Origin of the sequence: Salmonella sp. 741265073_HBA (genome assembly GCF_046569105.1) — a bacterium.
GTDB lineage: Bacteria > Pseudomonadota > Gammaproteobacteria > Enterobacterales > Enterobacteriaceae > Salmonella > Salmonella enterica.
Genome location: NZ_JBKFRY010000008.1, coordinates 105,975 through 124,461, shown reverse-complemented (window position 1 = coordinate 124,461; position 18,487 = coordinate 105,975). Strand labels below are relative to the sequence as shown.

The following is an 18,487-nucleotide window of genomic DNA, read 5'->3' as shown; positions in this document are numbered from 1 at the left end:
GCTTATCAGGCCTACGATCACGCGCAGAGTGTAGGCCTGATAAGACAGTCTCTTTAGCACAGCTCTAATTGAATATGGTGGTCGGCAATCACCTGCATCACGCCCGGCGGCGGCAGGGTATCGGTGTAGACCGCATCGACCATACTAATGCTGCCCATGTTTACCATCGCATTACGACCAAATTTAGAGTGATCCACCACCAGCATCACATGGCGCGAATTTTCGATAATTGCGCGCTTGGTGCGTACCTCATGGTAGTCAAATTCCAGCAATGAGCCGTCACTATCAATACCGCTAATACCGAGAATGCCGAAATCAAGACGGAACTGGGCGATAAAGTCCTGCGTCGCTTCGCCAATAATGCCGCCGTCGCGGCTGCGGAGTTCGCCGCCGGCGAGGATAATACGAAAATCCTCTTTCGCCATTAGCGTGTTCGCTACGTTCAAATTGTTGGTCACGATCCGCAAATTACTGTGCCCTAACAGGGCGTGCGCTACGGCTTCCGGCGTCGTGCCGATATCAATAAACAGCGTTGAACCATTGGGGATCTGGGCCGCGACTTTGCGAGCGATGCGCTCTTTTTCTTCCGTTTGCGTCGCCTTACGATCGTGCCACGGCGTGTTCACCGAGCTGGAGGGCAACGCCGCGCCGCCGTGGTGGCGCAAAATCATATTCTGTTCCGCCAGATCGTTAAGATCCCGACGAATGGTTTGCGGGCTGACAGAAAAATGCTCCACCAGCTCTTCCGTACTGACGTACCCCTGTTTTTTCACCAGTTCAATGATCGCGTCATGCCGTTGTGTTTGTTTCATGAATAATCTCTGAAAGTAACCAACCTTGCGCCGGATAGCGGCATTCGCCCTACCCGGCCTGGAAAAATATCTCGACCACAGGCCGGATACGCCTCACGTTCGTTTTCGCGCATTCAGCGTATCAACAAAGGCCATCGCTAAACCGACGATAAGCCCGGCGATGTGCGCGCCGTTCGCCATAGACATGCCAAACCAGTCAAACCAACCAGCGACTATCCACAATAATGCAAAAATAATTAAGCCGCGCTGGAGGTAAATTCCGCTTTGCGGATCGCGCTCTCCGCGCAGCCACACGTAACCCATCAGCGCATAGACGACGCCAGACAGCCCGCCAAACCACGGGCCGCTAAATTTCTGCTGTACATAGCCGCTTAGTAGCGCGCTTATCACCGTAATGACGATTAATTTACCGCTGCCCAGGCGCTTCTCTACCGCCCCGCCGAGATACCACCACCACAGCAGGTTAAAAAGAATATGCATCAGTGAAAAGTGCATAAAGATATGGGTGAAGTAGCGCCAGAATTCAAATTTTAAAACCGGATCGAACGGCCACGCCAGCCACACCATCACCGTCTGATCGCCGATGAGACTCATCGCGATATAGACCAGCACGCAGGCGAGCATCACGATCCAGGTAACAGGGCCGGCTCGTTCACGCAGCGTGGCGAGAAAGGGAAAACGGCGATAGCGTAGTCCGCTGTTCGTCTGCCCGGACTGCCAGCTAGCCGCCAGATAACGCGGATCGCCGGGATTTTCTATAAACCGCGCCAGCTCGACCCGCACACGTTCGGCCTGCGATTCATCCGCCAACCAGATATCGCTTTGATTATGTTGCTGAATAGTAAGAATGACGCCCTGGGTGGCCATGTAATCAACAAATGCCTGCGCCACGCGAGGATTCGCAAAGGAAGTAATCATCAACATTATTGCTGTCGCTTAGTCCATACAAAAGAAGACAGTATATATACCCTTCTCGTCGGAGGCTGCATCTTTATGGGATTACGCGCCATTTGCGACATCGGCAGGGAAACGGCGATGCCAGGCCTCAAACCCGCCGTCAATGCTGTAAACCGCATCATAGCCTTGCTGGAGCAGATACTGCGCGGCGCCTTTACTACTGTTGCCGTGATAGCACATTACCATCACGGCGGTATCGAAACCATGCTCACGCATAAACGCGCCCAGCGTATCGTTAGTCAAGTGAAACGCCTGCGGCGCATGACCCATGGCATAACTTTGCGGATCGCGAATATCGACCAGCACCGCCGCGCCCTGGTGCAGTTTCTGATACGCCTCTTCTACAGTGATACATTCAAATTGTTCCATGAATCGCTCTTTCATTATTACCGGTGAAGCCAATTAAGGCATTTTATCGCCCAGTGTACGTTGACGGAGTAGCTTAACGCCATAATGTTATACATATCACTCTAAAATGTTTTTTCGATGTTACCAATAGCGCGTTTCTTTGCTATTATGTTCGATAACGAACATTTTTGAACTTTAACGAAAGTGCAAGAGGGCAGCATGGAAACCAAAGATCTGATCGTGATAGGCGGGGGCATTAACGGTGCAGGCATCGCGGCAGATGCCGCCGGACGCGGTTTGTCCGTACTCATGCTGGAAGCGCAGGATTTGGCCTGCGCGACCTCTTCCGCCAGTTCGAAACTTATCCACGGCGGCTTACGCTACCTTGAACACTATGAGTTCCGTCTGGTCAGCGAAGCGCTGGCAGAACGTGAAGTGCTGTTGAAAATGGCGCCGCACATCGCCTTCCCGATGCGTTTTCGTCTGCCGCACCGCCCGCATTTACGTCCGGCCTGGATGATCCGTATCGGTCTGTTTATGTACGATCACCTCGGAAAACGTACCAGTTTACCCGGTTCCACCGGTGTGCGGTTTGGCGCAGATTCGGTACTCAAACCTGAAATCGTGCGCGGATTCGAATACTCCGACTGTTGGGTAGACGATGCGCGTCTGGTGCTGGCTAACGCACAGATGGTGGTGCGTAAAGGCGGCGAAGTCCTTACCCGTACTCGCGCAACCGCCGCTCGTCGGGAAAATGGCCTGTGGATTGTCGAAGCGGAAGATATCGACACCGGTAAAAAATATGTCTGGCAGGCGCGCGGACTGGTTAACGCCACCGGACCGTGGGTCAAACAGTTCTTCGACGAAGGGATGCATCTGCCGTCACCGTATGGCATCCGCCTGATCAAAGGCAGCCATATCGTCGTGCCGCGCGTCCATAATCAGAAGCAGGCGTATATTCTGCAAAACGAAGATAAACGTATCGTCTTTGTCATTCCGTGGATGGAAGAGTTTTCGATCATTGGCACAACCGATGTCGAATATAAAGGCGATCCGAAAGCGGTAAAAATTGAAGAGAGCGAAATTAATTACCTGTTGAAGGTTTATAACGCGCACTTCCAGAAACAACTGGGGCGGGATGACATCGTCTGGACGTACTCCGGCGTCCGTCCGCTGTGCGATGATGAGTCCGACTCACCGCAGGCGATCACTCGCGATTATACCCTTGATATTCATGATGAAAACGGCAAAGCGCCGCTGCTTTCAGTGTTTGGCGGTAAGCTCACGACCTACCGTAAGCTGGCCGAACATGCGATGGAAAAACTGGCGTCTTATTATCCAGGCATCGGCCCGGCATGGACCAAAACGTGCGTACTGCCCGGCGGCGACATCGACGGCAGCCGCGAAGATTACGCGGCGAAGCTGCGTCGTCGTTATCCGTTCCTGACGGAATCGCTGGCGCGCCACTATTCGCGCACTTACGGCAGCAACACGGAGTGGATTCTCGGCGAAGCCACGTCACTGCTTGATTTAGGCGAAGATTTCGGTCATGAGTTTTACGAAGCGGAACTCAAGTACTTGGTGGATCACGAATGGGTGCGCCGTACTGAAGATGCTATCTGGCGTCGCACCAAAGAAGGCATGTGGCTGACCGCCGAACAGCAGTCCCGCATCACTCAGTGGCTGGCGGCGTATGTTGAGAAACACCAACTTTCACTGGCGTCCTGAGAAAAATGCCGGATGGCGGCTAACGCCTGATCCGGCCTACAAGGATACATAAACGTAGGCCGGGCAAGCGAAGCGCCGCCGGCATCGGGATTTACAACCGCACCGGATCAATATGCCAGATATTTTCGGCATACTCTTTGATGGTTCTGTCCGATGAGAAGTAGCCCATATTGGCAATGTTGAGCATCGCTTTCGTCGTCCACTCTTCCGGGCGACGATACAACTCATCCACCTTATCCTGGCAGTCCACGTAGCTGCGGTAGTCCGCCAGCACCTGATAGTGATCGCCAAAGTTAATCAGCGAATCTACCAGATCGCGGTAACGGCCTGGCTCTTCCGGATTAAAGACGCCGCTACCAATCTGCGTCAGTACCTGATGTAGCTCTTCATCTTTTTCATAATAGTCGCGAGGCTTATAACCCTGCCTGCGCAACGCTTCCACCTCTTCGGCAGTATTACCGAAGATAAAGATATTCTCCTCGCCGACATGCTCCTGCATCTCTACGTTCGCGCCATCCAGCGTACCAATGGTGAGCGCGCCGTTCAGGGCAAATTTCATATTACTGGTGCCGGAAGCTTCTGTTCCTGCCAGCGAAATCTGCTCAGACAGGTCGGCAGCGGGAATGATCACCTGCGCCAGGCTGACGCTGTAGTTCGGGATAAACACCACTTTCAGCTTGTCGCCAATCTGCGGATCGTTGTTAATCACTTTCGCCACGTCGTTGATCAGATGAATAATGTGTTTTGCCATGTAATAGGCGGAAGCCGCCTTACCGGCAAAAATATTCACCCGCGGCACCCAGTCGGCCTCCGGATTTTCTTTAATGCGGTTATAGCGGGTAATGACATGCAGTACGTTCATCAACTGCCGCTTGTATTCGTGAATACGCTTAATCTGCACGTCAAATAACGCTTTAGGGTTTACCACCACATTCAGTTGTTGCGCTATCACTACCGCCAGCCGTTTTTTATTTTCCAGCTTCGCCTGACGCACCGCATGATTGACCAGCGGATAATCACAATGCTGTTTCAGCTCGCTGAGCTGACTAAGATCGGTACGCCAGGTACGACCAATATTCTCATCCAGCACGTCAGACAGCGGCGGGTTTGCCAACGCCAGCCAGCGGCGCGGCGTAACGCCGTTAGTGACGTTACAAAAACGGGTCGGAAAAATCTTCGCAAAATCCGCGAACAGCGACTGCACCATCAGGTTGGAATGGAGTTCAGAAACGCCGTTGACTTTATGGCTGACCACCACCGCCAGCCAGGCCATCCGTACCCGGCGACCGTTCGACTCATCAATAATCGACGCGCGTCCAAGCAGGCTGGTATCGTTGGGATATTGCTCTTGCAACGTTTTCAGGAAATAGTCGTTAATCTCGAAGATAATCTGCAGGTGACGGGGCAGAATTTTCCCCAGCATATCGACAGGCCAGGTTTCCAGCGCCTCGCTCATCAGCGTATGGTTGGTATAAGAGAAGACCTGACAGCACACCTCAAACGCGTCGTCCCAGCTAAATTTATGTTCATCAATCAGCAGACGCATCAGCTCCGGAATTGACAGCACCGGATGCGTATCGTTGAGGTGAATGGCGATTTTATCCGCCAGATTCTCATAGGTTTTATGCAGTTGATAATGACGGTGCAGGATATCCTGCACTGTCGCCGAGACCAGAAAATACTCCTGGCGCAGGCGTAGCTCTCGTCCGGAATAGGTGGAATCGTCCGGGTAGAGCACCCGTGAAACGTTCTCAGAGTGGTTTTTATCTTCCACCGCCGCAAAGTAGTCGCCCTGGTTGAATTTACCGAGGTTGATTTCACTACTGGCCTGCGCATTCCACAGCCGCAGTGTGTTAGTGGCGTCGGTGTCGTAACCGGGGATGATCTGATCATACGCGACGGCCAGAATCTCTTCCGTCTCAATCCAGCGTGCTTTTTTACCTTCCTGCTGAATGCGCCCGCCAAAAAGCACCTTATAGCGCGTATTGTGGCGCTTGAACTCCCACGGGTTGCCATATTCCAGCCAGTAATCCGGAGATTCTTTTTGCCGCCCGTCGACAATATTCTGCTTAAACATGCCGTAGTCGTAGCGAATGCCATACCCGCGACCCGGTAATCCTAGCGTCGCCAGCGAGTCCAGGAAGCAAGCCGCCAGCCGTCCTAAGCCGCCGTTGCCAAGCCCTGGGTCATTCTCTTCATCGATCAGCTCTTCGAGATCTAAGCCCATGGCCTCCAGCGCGCCTTTAACGTCGTCATAAATGCCCAGCGAGAGCAGCGCGTTAGAGAGAGTACGACCAATCAAAAACTCCATCGACAGGTAATAAACCTGCCGGGTTTCCTGCGATAATTGGGCTCGATTAGAACGCAGCCAGCGCTCCACCAGACGATCGCGCACCGCGAACAACGTGGCGTTCAGCCATTCGTGTTTATTGGCAATGACCGGGTCTTTACCAATCGTAAACATCAGCTTATAGGCAATAGAATGCTTAAGCGCCTCAACGCTGAGAGTGGGCGATGCATAAGTAAACGGAGCATTCATATAAATGATTCCTGGATGACTATTTCAAGCGATAGTACAGCTCGCGGTATGATTTCGCGGCAACTTGCCAGCTAAAATCCATCGCCATCGCCTGCCGTTGTACAAACCGCCAAAGCGAAGGCCGTGACCACAACACAAAAGCACGCCGAATCGCGCGTAGCAACGACCAGGCGTTACTGTCTTCGAAGACAAAACCGCTGGCGATACCGTCCGCCAGATTTTCCAGCGAACTGTCGGAGACCGTATCGGCCAACCCCCCGGTACGCCGCACCAGAGGCAGCGTGCCATACTTTAAGCCATATAACTGCGTTAAGCCGCACGGTTCGAAACGACTGGGCACCAGAATAACGTCCGCGCCGCCCATAATGCGATGCGAGAAAGCTTCGTGATAGCCGATCTGTACGCCAACCTGCCCTGGGTGTTCCGCCGCCGCCGCGAGGAACCCCTCCTGAAGCACCGGATCGCCCGCGCCGAGTAGCGCCAACTGCCCGCCCTGCTCCAGCAGCCCCGGTAACGCCTCCAGCACCAGATCCAGACCTTTCTGGTTGGTCAGACGGCTTACCACGGCAAACAGCGGCACTTTGTCGTTAACCTTCAACCCCATCGCAATTTGTAGCTGACGCTTGTTTTCCGCCTTCTCTTCCAGGGTATCGCGCGTGTAGCGCGACGCCAGCAGCAGATCGGATTCCGGGTTCCAGATCTTCTCATCCACGCCGTTCAGTATGCCGGACAAGCGCCCTTCCAGATGACGCTGGCGCAGCAGGCCTTCCATACCATAAGCAAACTGCGGTTCGGTAATTTCACGCGCATAGGTCGGGCTCACCGCCGTAATATGGTCGGCATAGTACAAACCGGCCTTCAAAAAGGAGAGTTGTCCGTTGAACTCCAGCCCATGCATATTAAAGAATGACCACGGCAGTTCGATGTCATCCATATGCTTTGCATAAAACATGCCTTGATAGGCCAGGTTGTGTACGGTAAAGACCGATTTCGCCGGCCGCCCGCGCGCCGCCAGATAGGCGGGCGCCAGCCCGGCGTGCCAGTCATGGGCGTGCACCACGTCGGGGCGCCAGAATGGATCAAGTCCGCAGGCCATTTCACAGCCGACCCACCCTAACAGGGCAAAGCGCAGCACGTTATCGGTATAGGCATATAAATTCGTATCGTGATAGGGACTGCCTGGACGCTCGTACAGATGCGGCGCGTCGATCAGATAAATGCCCACGCCGTTATAATGCCCGAACAGCAGCGATATCTTACCGGCGAAAGTATCGCGGCGGCTCACCACATGCGCATCGGGTATCCCCCGACGGATATCGGGAAACCCTGGAAGCAGAACGCGAACATCAACACCATCCGCAATTTGTGCCGCAGGCAACGCGCCTATCACATCCGCCAGACCCCCAGTCTTCAGCAGGGGGAACATCTCTGAACATACATGTAAAACCTGCATTATCGCTCCTGTTTGACCTGCAGTTTGCGCAGCATTTCACGCGTGACCAGTACAATACCTTCTTCTGAACGGTAGAAACGACGAGCGTCCTCTTCCGCATTTTCACCAATCACCATGCCTTCCGGGATAATACAGGCACGGTCAATAACACAGCGACGTAAACGGCAGGAGCGCCCTACCCAAACCTCAGGTAACAACACTGCCGAATCAATATTACAAAAAGAATTTATTCTCACCCGTGGGAAGAGCACAGATTGCACCACCACCGAACCGGAGATAATGCAGCCGCCGGAGACCAGCGAGTTCAGCGTCATACCGTGGCTACCGGAGCGGTCCTGCACGAATTTCGCAGGCGGTAGCGATTCCATATGCGTACGGATAGGCCAGTTCTGGTCATACATATCCAGCTCCGGCGTCACCGAGGCTAAATCCAGGTTCGCCTTCCAGTAAGCTTCCAGCGTACCTACATCGCGCCAGTACGGTTCGGCTTGCGGATCGGACTGCACGCAGGAGAGCGGGAAAGGATGCGCGTAAGCCATACCTTCGCGGGTGATTTTGGGGATAATGTCTTTACCGAAATCGTGGCTGGACGCGTCATCTTTATCGTCTGCCACCAGCAATTCATACAGGTAATCGGCGTCAAAAACGTAAATGCCCATACTGGCCAGCGATTTGCTGGCGTCACCAGGCATTGCGGGGGGATTCGCCGGTTTTTCGACAAAATCAATAATCTTGTCGCTTTCATCGACCGCCATCACGCCGAACGCCGTCGCTTCTTTGATCGGCACCGGCATACAGGCCACCGTGCAACGCGCGCCCTTTTCAACGTGATCGATCAACATACGCGAGTAGTCCTGCTTGTAGATATGATCGCCTGCCAGGATGACGACATATTCCGCTTTATAGCGACGAATAATATCCAGGTTCTGGGTCACCGCGTCTGCCGTGCCGCGATACCAGTTTTCGCCCTTCATACGCTGTTGAGCTGGCAGCAGATCGACAAATTCGTTCATCTCTTCGCTAAACAGTGACCAGCCGCGCTGAATATGCTGCACCAGCGTATGGGACTGATACTGAGTGATCACGCCGATACGGCGAATCCCGGAGTTCAGACAATTAGATAAGGCGAAATCGATGATGCGGAACTTCCCACCAAAGTGGACGGCTGGTTTGGCGCGTTTGTTCGTTAAATCTTTTAGACGCGTGCCGCGGCCGCCGGCCAGGATTAGGGCAACAGATTTCAGTGGCAGCTGGCGCGCCAACATTACACGATCGTTCTTCTCTAAACTCACCATGATTAACTCCTTTTTTATCCTCTCTGGAACACACACAGTCCATGCGCAGGTCCCTGCCAGACCGCCGTTATCACCGGATTATCCTCTCCAGCGAATGGGGGAACGGCGCGCCATTCCCCTTCGGGTAAAACTATATCTGTCACCTCAAGCGTGGCATTTATCGCAATCAGAAAACGGTCCGACAACAGAATTTGCATCAGCTTAGGCCCGTTTTGCCACTCATCCGCACTCAAGGGTTGCGCGTTTTTATTCAGCCAACGCACGTTGCCATCGCCTTCTTCCCACCAGCTATTGCCGGTTAAAGCCGGTATCTGCTGACGCAAACGAATCAGCGCGGCGGTAAACGTGGTTAACCCACGGTTTGCCTGCTGCCAGTCCAGCCAGGTTAAGGCATTATCCTGACAGTAGGCGTTATTGTTGCCGTGCTGGCTATGGCCGTGTTCATCGCCTGCCAGCAGCATCGGCGTTCCCTGAGAGAGCAGTAGCGTCGCCAGCAGGGCATGAATGCTGTCGCGCCGCCGCTCCATTAAATCAAGCGGACCGCCTAATCCTTCTTTACCATGATTGTCGCTGTAATTGCTGTTGGTGCCGTCGCGATTTTCCTCACCGTTCGCCTCATTGTGTTTCTGATTGAAACAGACGCAGTCCCGGAGCGTAAAACCGTCATGCGCCGTGAGCAGATTGACAGAGGCGCCGGGCGCGCGGCCATTGCGTTTAAACACATCGCTGGAAGCGGCGAAACGACAGGCAAACTCCCCGGTCGTCAGGTTACGCGGCAACCAGAATCGGCGGGCCGCATCGCGAAAATGGTCGTTCCACTCGGCAAACGGTGGCGGAAAATTCCCGACCTGATAGCCGCCCTCGCCAATATCCCACGGTTCAGCAATCAGCTTGACCGTTGATAACACAGGACACGCTTTAATCGCGGCGAACAGCGGCGCATCCTGGCGAAACGTCGGCGTGCGCCCCATGACGGACGCCAAATCAAAACGAAAACCATCGACATGACAGGTTTCCACCCAATAGCGCAAACACTCGCACGCGTATTCCACCACGCCAGGATGGCTTAAATTGAGCGTGTTGCCGCACCCCGTCCAGTTGTGATAATCGCCATCGTCCCTTATCCAATAATAGCTACGGTTATCAATTCCGCGCAGGGAGAAGGTTGGACCGTCCAGATCCAGCTCGGCGCTATGGTTTAATACGATGTCCAGAATGACCTCAATCCCCGCGCGATGCAGCGCTTTCACCGCGTCGCGAAACTCGTCCAGCGCCGTCTCGGGCGAACTGGCCCAGGCGGGATGCAGCGCGAACATCGCCATCGGGTTATAACCCCAATAATTGGTCAGTCCCATACGTTGCAGGCGCGGCTCGCTGGCAAACTGCGCCACCGGCAACAGTTCCAGCGCCGTAATGCCAAGCTGTTTGAAATACGCCACCATGACCGGATGACCGAGCGCTTTATAGGTGCCGCGTATCTCCTGGGGGAGTTCCGGATGCAGGTAGGTAAGCCCTTTGACATGCGCTTCATAGATGACCGTTTTTCCCCACGGCGTGCGCGGCGCGGCGTCATCTTCCCAGTCATAATGGTCGCTGATTATCACGCTTTTCGGCGCCACCGCCGCGTTATCGCGGTAGTCCGGTTCATCGTGTCCGCCGTGCAACAGCGGATGATCTTTTAGTTCGCCCTCGACCCGGCGCGCATAAGGGTCAAGCAGTAACTTCGCCGGATTAAACCGATGCCCCTGCGCTGGCTGCCACGGGCCATGTACGCGATAGCCATAGCGCAAACCTGGCCTGGCGCCTGCCAGATAACCATGCCAGACATCGCCGCGACGTCCTGGCAGGTCATAGCGACGCTCATTCCCTCGGGAATCAAAAACGCACAGCTCTACGCGCTCCGCATGAGCGGAAAAGAGCGTGAAATTCACGCCATGACCGTCATACGTTGCGCCATGCGGCGTTGCTTCGCCGATCGCAAGCTGCGTCATTCCCCCTCCCGCATCAGCCAGATCGTCGCCAACGGCGGTAACGTCAGGCTAAGAGAGTGCTGACGGCCATGGCTTTCGATCTCATCGCTGTGCACCACGCCGCCGTTGCCGGTGTTGCTACCGTGATAATGCATCGAATCAGTATTGAGAATTTCACGCCAGCGTCCCGGCTGGTTGATGCCAAAACGGTAGTCGTGGCGAGGAACGGGCGTAAAGTTGCTGGCGACGATGATCTCGTTACCGGCTTTATCACGGCGTACAAAAATCAGTACCGAGCGTTCATTGTCATCGACCACCAGCCACTCAAAGCCGTAAGCATCAAAATCCAGCTCATGCAACGCTTTATGGTGGCGATAGGTGTGGTTGAGATCGCGTACCAGACGCTGAACCCCGTGGTGCCAGTTATCGCCCCCCTCCAGCAGGTGCCAGTCGAGGCTGGCGTCATGGTTCCACTCGCGTCCCTGGGCAAACTCATTCCCCATAAACAGCAGTTTCTTGCCGGGGAAGGCCCACATCCAGCCATAGTAGGCGCGCAGGTTGGCGAATTTTTGCCACGCATCGCCCGGCATACGATCGAGAATGGATTTCTTGCCGTGAACCACCTCATCGTGCGACAGCGGCAGAACAAAGTTTTCGGTATGGTTGTACAACATACCAAAGGTCAGCTTGTCGTGATGATACTGGCGGTACACTGGGTCCAGCTTCATATAGTCCAGCGTGTCGTGCATCCAGCCCAGGTTCCACTTGTACCAGAACCCCAGGCCGCCCGTTTCCGGTGGACGCGTCACGCCAGAGAAGTCTGTCGACTCTTCCGCCATGCTGACCGCGCCGGGCACCTGCTCGCCAATAATGCGGTTGGTATTACGCAGAAACTCAATGGCTTCCAGGTTTTCACGACCGCCGAACTCGTTCGGTATCCACTCGCCCTCTTTGCGGCTGTAGTCGCGGTAGATCATAGAGGCCACCGCATCGACACGCAGCGCATCAATCCCAAAACGCTCCATCCAGTACAGGGCGTTGCCCACCAGATAATTACTGACTTCACGACGACCATAGTTGTAGATCAGCGTATTCCAGTCCTGGTGATAGCCCTCGCGCGGATCGCTGTGCTCATAGAGGTGGGTGCCGTCAAACTCCGCGAGGCTAAATTCATCGGACGGGAAATGGCCCGGCACCCAGTCGAGAATGACGTTAAGGCCCGCCGCATGGGCCGCATTGATGAAATAGCGGAAGTCGTCCCGCGTACCAAAGCGGCGGGTCGGCGCGTAGAGGCCGGTCGGCTGGTAGCCCCAACTGCCGTCAAACGGATGTTCGTTGACCGGCAAGAGTTCAAGGTGCGTAAAGCCCATCCATTTGGCGTAAGGCACAAGCTGATCCGCCAGCTCACGATAGCTCAGCCAGAAATTGTTATCCGTATGGCGGCGCCATGAACCTAAATGCACCTCATAAATCGAGATCGGCGCATCAAACTGATTGGCTTTTTGTCGTTCTTCGCTTGGCGTCACTTTCTCCGGCAGTCCGCAAATCATCGACGCCGTTTCCGGACGCATCTGCGCCTCAAAAGCATAGGGATCGGCTTTAATGCGCAGATTACCGTTCGCATCAAGCAGCTCGAATTTATACAGTTGTCCATTATGCGCGCCGGGGATAAACAGCTCCCAAATACCGCTCTCTTTGCGCAGACGCATCGGGTGGCGACGCCCATCCCAATAGTTGAATTGCCCGACAACCGAAACGCGACGGGCATTAGGCGCCCAGACGGAGAAACGGGTGCCGGTGACGCCATCCATCGTATCGGCGTGCGCGCCCAGCGTTTCATAAGGACGCAGGTGGGTGCCTTCCGACAATAGCCAGGCATCCATTTCCTGTATTAATGGACCAAAACGGTAAGGATCGTCGATGAGGTTCTGCTGTCCGTGCCAGGTCACGGCGAGCTGATAGCGAAAGAAATTTTTACGTCGGGGTAAAACGCCGCAGAAAAAACCGCGAGCGTCGAGACATTCCAGTTTGCCGACTTTACGTCCGGTTTTGGGTTCAATCACCCATACGTCGGTGGCGTCAGGTAATAGGGCGCGGACTTCTAGTCCGGCTTGGGTCTGGTGCATTCCGAGTACGGAAAAAGGGTCCGCAAAATGTCCTGCAATTAGCGCATTAATCACGTCTCTATCGATACGACTGGACATGGTTTGTCATCCTGTTTTGTGGCGTCACTCCATCTCACTGAATTCAACATCAGGTAGTGACACTTCTTTGACCTGAACGGCGCAGCACACTGTGCATCCTATCTGCGTCGTCCTACCTTCAGGTTAGGCTTAATACCCGTGGGATTAAGCTACCCTTAAAGAATAGCCAATGCTCTGCTTAACTCCTGATAAAAATGAAACATCTGCGTTTACTCCTGTATTACGCAAAAAAAAGGGTGACGATGCACCCCTGGTTTAACACAAATTCCCCCGCCGGATGGCGGCGCGAGCGCGCCTTATCCGGCCTACAGAACCACACGCAGGCCCGATAAGCGCTGCAATAGCTACTACGCCAACTGGCGCAGCATTCGACGCAGCGGCTCGGCGGCGCCCCATAACAACTGGTCGCCTACGGTAAACGCCGACAAGAACTCTGGCCCCATGTTCAGCTTACGCAGACGACCAACCGGCGTAGTCAACGTGCCGGTCACCGCCGCCGGGGTTAATTCGCGCATAGTGATATCACGATCGTTCGGCACCACTTTCGCCCACGGATTATGTGCCGCCAGCAGTTCTTCCACCGTCGGAATGGATACCTCTTTTTTCAGCTTGATGGTGAACGCCTGGCTGTGACAGCGCAGTGCGCCGACGCGCACGCACAAACCATCAACCGGGATCACAGAGGCAGTATTGAGGATCTTGTTGGTTTCCGCCTGGCCTTTCCACTCTTCGCGGCTTTGGCCGTTATCGAGCTGTTTGTCGATCCAGGGGATCAGGCTTCCCGCCAGCGGTACGCCAAAGTTATCAACCGGCAGCTCGCCGCTGCGGGTCAATGCCGTAACTTTGCGTTCAATATCAAGAATTGCGGAAGACGGCGTCGCCAGTTCATCGGCGACATGGCCATACAACTGACCCATCTGGGTTAACAGCTCGCGCATATGGCGCGCGCCGCCGCCGGAGGCGGCCTGATAGGTCGCGACGGATACCCAGTCAACGAGATTATGGGCAAAGAGACCGCCCAGCGACATCAACATCAGGCTAACGGTACAGTTACCGCCCACAAAGGTCTTCACGCCATTGTTCAGGCCGTCGGTAATCACGTCCTGGTTGACCGGGTCGAGAATAATAATGGCATCATCTTTCATGCGCAGCGTAGAAGCCGCATCAATCCAGTAACCCTGCCATCCGCTTTCGCGCAGCTTTGGATAAATTTCGTTGGTATAATCGCCGCCCTGGCAGGTCACGATGATATCGAGCGCTTTTAGCGCATCCAGATCAAAAGCGTCCTGTAGCGTGCCGGTGGAGGTGTCGCCGAAGGTGGGCGCCGCCTGTCCAAACTGGGAGGTAGAAAAGAAAACAGGGCGAATAGCGTCGAAATCGCGCTCCTCTACCATGCGTTGCATGAGAACAGAGCCGACCATTCCGCGCCAGCCGATAAAACCAACATTTTTCATAGCGTTTTTTTCCTGCAAAGAGATGTGCTGTGTATGCGCGCCAGTATCCTGTGGCGCATCCTTCACCATACAAAAAGCAGCCAAAGTCGCAAGTGAAATTAATCAATGATAGCGAAGCCATCAGTAATGCGACATATCCTGCCTTACCGCGCAAGCAGAAAGTCCAGTGGCGATTATCAGGGAATTTGCGTTAGGAAGGGAATCATTTCCGTCGCTGTTTTATTGATCCTAATTATGGATCAGCGTAGAAATTTGCCTGTTTTTATGCGCGTACTGAAACATGGCGAGGCAAAACGTCGTTGGGCGATTGCCATGCACACCTCAATAAAAAAACCGGGTAGCGATTACGCCTTACCCGGCTTACGGTGTCGATATGTGCCCGTTTCCAGGCCCGGTAAGCACAGCGCCACCGGGCAACAAGACTCAACTCAGCAGTTGGAAAGCAATCATCCCGACAATCGCGCCGACCGTGCCGAGGATAGTTTCCATCATCGTCCAGGTCTTCAGCGTCTGTGCTTCGGTCGCGCCGGTAAATTTACCGAACAGCCAGAAACCGGCGTCGTTAACATGAGAAACCACAATTGAACCGCCGGCGATACAGATAGAGAGCGCCGCCATCTGCGCGCCGGAGAAATTCAGTTGCTCAATGACCGGCATCACCAGACCGACCGCGGTTAAACACGCCACGGTCGCGGAACCCTGAATGATGCGCACCGCCGCCGCCAGCACAAAGCAGGTAATGGCAATCGGCAGTCCCATGCCGGTTAACGCTTCGCCCAGCGCCGGGCCGACGCCGGAGTCAACCAGTACCTGTTTGAACACCCCGCCTGCGCCAATCACCAGCAGAATAATGCCCGCCGGTTGCAGCGCGTGGCCGCAGATTTCCATCACTTTGTCTTTCGGCATCCCCTGACGCATCGCCAGGCCGTAAATCGCTACCAGACAAGCGACCAGAATCGCAGTGAAGGGGTGGCCGATAAACTCAAACCATTCGTAAGCGGTGGAACCTTCCGGCACAAAACGCGCGGCGATCGTTTTCAGTCCTACCAGCACCAACGGCAGCAGGATCAGCGACAGGCTGAAGCCGAAAGAAGGCATTTTGCCTTCGCCCAGATGCGGCTCGGTAATGTCGTCAGGAATACGCAGCTCAACGTAACGGCTGATAAAATTCCCCCACAGCGGCCCGGCGATAATCATGCCAGGAATGGCGGCGCACAGCCCAATCAGGATCATCCAGCCGAAATCAGCATGCATCTGGGAAGCCAGCAGCATCGGCGCAGGCCCAGGCAACAAAAACGCCGCGGCTGCCGCCACGCCCGCAAACAGCGGAATGACCAGCTTCACCAGGTTTGTGCCGGTATGACGCGCCATTGAGAACGCCACACTTATCAGCAGCACAATCGCCACTTCAAAGAACAGCGGGAGCGCGCAAATCAAGCCGGCCAGGCCAATCGCATAGTGCGCGCGGTTATGGCCAAAGGATTTAAGCATCTTGACGGCTATCTGATCGACCGCGCCGGTTTCATGCAGAATTTTACCGAACATCGCCCCCAGCGCGACCACAATCGCCAGGAAGCCCAGCGTGCCGCCCATCCCTTTTTCCATGGTCGCGGCGATTTTATCAAGCGGCATCCCTGAAAAAAGCCCCGCGCCCATTGAGACGACCATTAACGCGACGAAGGCGTGCATACGCGCCTTCATCACGAGAAACAGCAGCAGTAAGACGGAACCGACGGCGGTTAAAACCAGTGTTAATGTACTCACAGCGTACTGCCTTTATTGATGACCTCAATGGTGCTCGCCACGACGCCTTCCAGCGGCTGGTCGATATCCACCACCAGAACATCGCGTTCGTCGGCACCCGGCTCTTGCAGCGTTTCAAACTGCGTCACCAGCATCTGGGTTTTGAAGAAATGACCTTTGCGCGCTTTCAGACGGCTTTCAATGACGTCGAAATCACCTTTCAGATAGATAAAGGAGAGGTTCGGGTTTCCCTCGCGCAGCAGGTCGCGATAGTGTTTTTTCAGTGCGGAACAGACGATCAGCGAGATTTTATTGGTACGCTGCATCGCGAAAGCGGCGTCGTTCAGCGCCTGCAACCACGGTTTGCGGTCATCATCATTCAACGGCTCGCCGGAGGCCATTTTTTCAATATTGCAGCGCGGATGCAGAAAATCGCCGTCCAGAAACGCGGCATGAAGCTGATGCGCCACGGCGCTTGCGACAGCGGATTTACCGCTGCCTGATACGCCCATCAGAACGTAAACGTGGTGATCATGATTAGTCGTGCTCAAAGCGGGCCCCCACTCTACAAGTTGCAAAATTTGTTACGGGTAACTGTTATCGGTAACATTGTCCAACCGCACCATTCACGACGCAATGACCATTCGTGCCAAAAGTGAATAAGTGTGAGCTACTTCAAAGTTGTCAGACTAAATAGATCCGCCCGGTGACAAGGTGAAACCTAAATCTAACATTTTCGGCGTGACCGTTTCGCCGCGAATGCGGGCCAACAGGCGTTCCGCGCCAATGCTGCCCATTCGCTCGCGCGGCGTCAGGACGCTTGCCAGACGCGGTTCCATCACCTGGCCGATGTCATGACCGTGGAACCCGGCGATCGCCATGTCGTCCGGGATTTTTAGCCCCAGGCGCTGGCATTCGAAGGCCGCCCCCACCGCCAGGTCATCGTTGGTGCAAAAAATACCGTCAAGCTGTGGGTATTCGCGTCGCGCCTGGCGCATGAGTTCGATACCGGAAGAGTAGGATGAAGATTGCTCCATCATCACACTGTAAGGAACCAGGCCTGCGTCCCGCATCGCCTGTTCATAGCCCTTCTGCTTGATGATAGTACGTTCGTCGAGGCGCGCCCCCAGATAGGCGATATGACGATGACCGCGCGCGATAATCGCGGCGGTCATCTGACGGGCGGCCTCGAAGTTGTCAAAACCAACGGCAATATCGAGACACGGCGACTGGCTGTCCATCAGTTCCACCACCGGAATCCCGGCGACTTCGATCATTTTTAAGGTGCGCGGCGTATGGGTACGCTCAGTGAGGATCAGGCCGTCGATATTCCAGGAGAGCATCGATTCCAGGCGCTCCTGCTCCATCTCCGGTTTATAGCCGTAGTGCGCCAGCATGGTTTGATACCCGTGGGCATCGGTGACGGCCTCAATGCCGCGTAACACTTCCGCAAAGACCTGGTTGGTTAAAGACGGCAGCAGAACGCCAATGGCGCGGCTGGTGGCGTTGGAAAGAATGTCAGGCGCGCGATTAGGAATGTACCCGAGCTCATCAAGCGCAGCCGCAATTTTACCCCGCAGCGCGACGGAGACCTGCTCCGGATTACGCAAAAAACGGCTGACCGTCATTTTGGTCACGCCCACACGGTCGGCCACATCCTGAAGTACGGGTCTTTTCTTTTTCATCGTCCTGAAAAGTATAAAAGGGATAGATTTGCCCAGTTTACCACGGACGTGCGTGAACCTTCGCAGAGAAAAAAAGTCGTTTTTTTATTGTGAGAAATACACAAAATCATTCGAGTTGCATCAAGGCGGCGACGCAGTGACAAATTCGTCAGGAACGAATTTGAACAACCGAAGGTTGCCTCTGGTGAGGGACAAGGATGTCCCTCAGTAAATCCCCGGGAGCGTACATTAAGTACGCGACCGGGGTGAGCGACAAATCTGCCGGGAGCAGATTTGAACGCTGCTCGCAGCGGCCCCGA

General features: G+C 54.7%; 13 protein-coding genes and 1 pseudogene. 2 read left to right on the top strand and 12 right to left on the bottom strand.

Annotated features, from left to right (window positions below; translation table 11 throughout):
- Positions 1-53 precede the first annotated feature (53 nt).
- The 3 genes from ACLD3P_RS12985 to glpE form a co-directional block, all read right to left on the bottom strand.
- The gene (locus ACLD3P_RS12985) at positions 54-812 is read right to left on the bottom strand and encodes a DeoR/GlpR family transcriptional regulator (protein ID WP_000815084.1); all 759 of its coding nucleotides are present in this window, start codon (positions 810-812) and stop codon (positions 54-56) included.
- A 93-nt stretch (positions 813-905) separates the two neighbouring features.
- On the bottom strand, positions 906-1,736 hold the full coding sequence (gene glpG, locus ACLD3P_RS12980) for a rhomboid family intramembrane serine protease GlpG (RefSeq protein WP_000928701.1): 831 nt from the start codon (positions 1,734-1,736) through the stop codon (positions 906-908).
- Between the two features lie 75 nt (positions 1,737-1,811).
- On the bottom strand, positions 1,812-2,138 hold the full coding sequence (gene glpE / locus ACLD3P_RS12975) for a thiosulfate sulfurtransferase GlpE (RefSeq protein WP_000434523.1): 327 nt from the start codon (positions 2,136-2,138) through the stop codon (positions 1,812-1,814).
- A 198-nt stretch (positions 2,139-2,336) separates the two neighbouring features.
- Here glpE and glpD point away from each other — a divergent pair, with 198 nt between their 5' ends.
- Complete coding sequence (gene glpD / locus ACLD3P_RS12970; protein WP_000448178.1) at positions 2,337-3,845, top strand: glycerol-3-phosphate dehydrogenase; 1,509 nt, start codon at positions 2,337-2,339, stop codon at positions 3,843-3,845.
- A gap of 91 nt (positions 3,846-3,936) precedes the next feature.
- On the opposite strand, the gene glgP is transcribed toward glpD, so the two are convergent.
- From glgP to asd, 6 genes are all read right to left on the bottom strand, one after another.
- The gene (gene glgP / locus ACLD3P_RS12965) at positions 3,937-6,384 is read right to left on the bottom strand and encodes a glycogen phosphorylase (protein WP_000993424.1); all 2,448 of its coding nucleotides are present in this window, start codon (positions 6,382-6,384) and stop codon (positions 3,937-3,939) included.
- A gap of 19 nt (positions 6,385-6,403) precedes the next feature.
- Positions 6,404-7,837, bottom strand: a complete 1,434-nt coding sequence (glgA, locus tag ACLD3P_RS12960) for a glycogen synthase GlgA (protein ID WP_001197669.1) — start codon at positions 7,835-7,837, stop codon at positions 6,404-6,406.
- A complete protein-coding gene (glgC, locus tag ACLD3P_RS12955; protein WP_109161860.1) occupies positions 7,837-9,132 on the bottom strand; it encodes a glucose-1-phosphate adenylyltransferase in 1,296 nt (431 codons plus the stop codon). The genes glgA and glgC overlap by 1 nt, the downstream gene beginning before the upstream one ends.
- A gap of 14 nt (positions 9,133-9,146) precedes the next feature.
- Complete coding sequence (gene glgX / locus ACLD3P_RS12950) at positions 9,147-11,123, bottom strand: glycogen debranching protein GlgX (protein ID WP_017441607.1); 1,977 nt, start codon at positions 11,121-11,123, stop codon at positions 9,147-9,149.
- Positions 11,120-13,306 (bottom strand): 1,4-alpha-glucan branching enzyme, encoded by a 2,187-nt coding sequence (gene glgB, locus ACLD3P_RS12945; protein WP_000098553.1) that lies wholly within the window; start codon positions 13,304-13,306, stop codon positions 11,120-11,122. The genes glgX and glgB overlap by 4 nt, the downstream gene beginning before the upstream one ends.
- Positions 13,307-13,653: 347 nt before the next feature.
- A complete protein-coding gene (gene asd / locus ACLD3P_RS12940) occupies positions 13,654-14,760 on the bottom strand; it encodes an aspartate-semialdehyde dehydrogenase (RefSeq protein ID WP_000799940.1) in 1,107 nt (368 codons plus the stop codon).
- 234 nt (positions 14,761-14,994) lie between these two features.
- Here asd and ACLD3P_RS12935 point away from each other — a divergent pair.
- Positions 14,995-15,069: pseudogene (locus ACLD3P_RS12935) on the top strand (MarC family protein); the annotation flags it as partial.
- A 114-nt stretch (positions 15,070-15,183) separates the two neighbouring features.
- Here the strand turns inward: ACLD3P_RS12935 and gntU are convergent.
- From gntU to gntR, 3 genes are all read right to left on the bottom strand, one after another.
- Positions 15,184-16,524 (bottom strand): gluconate transporter, encoded by a 1,341-nt coding sequence (gene gntU, locus ACLD3P_RS12930; RefSeq protein WP_000105950.1) that lies wholly within the window; start codon positions 16,522-16,524, stop codon positions 15,184-15,186.
- Positions 16,521-17,054 (bottom strand): gluconokinase, encoded by a 534-nt coding sequence (gene gntK, locus ACLD3P_RS12925; RefSeq protein ID WP_000108342.1) that lies wholly within the window; start codon positions 17,052-17,054, stop codon positions 16,521-16,523. Before gntK ends, gntU begins: the two co-directional genes overlap by 4 nt.
- A gap of 138 nt (positions 17,055-17,192) precedes the next feature.
- Positions 17,193-18,188, bottom strand: a complete 996-nt coding sequence (gntR, locus tag ACLD3P_RS12920) for a gluconate operon transcriptional repressor GntR (RefSeq protein WP_000730239.1) — start codon at positions 18,186-18,188, stop codon at positions 17,193-17,195.
- Positions 18,189-18,487 lie beyond the last annotated feature (299 nt).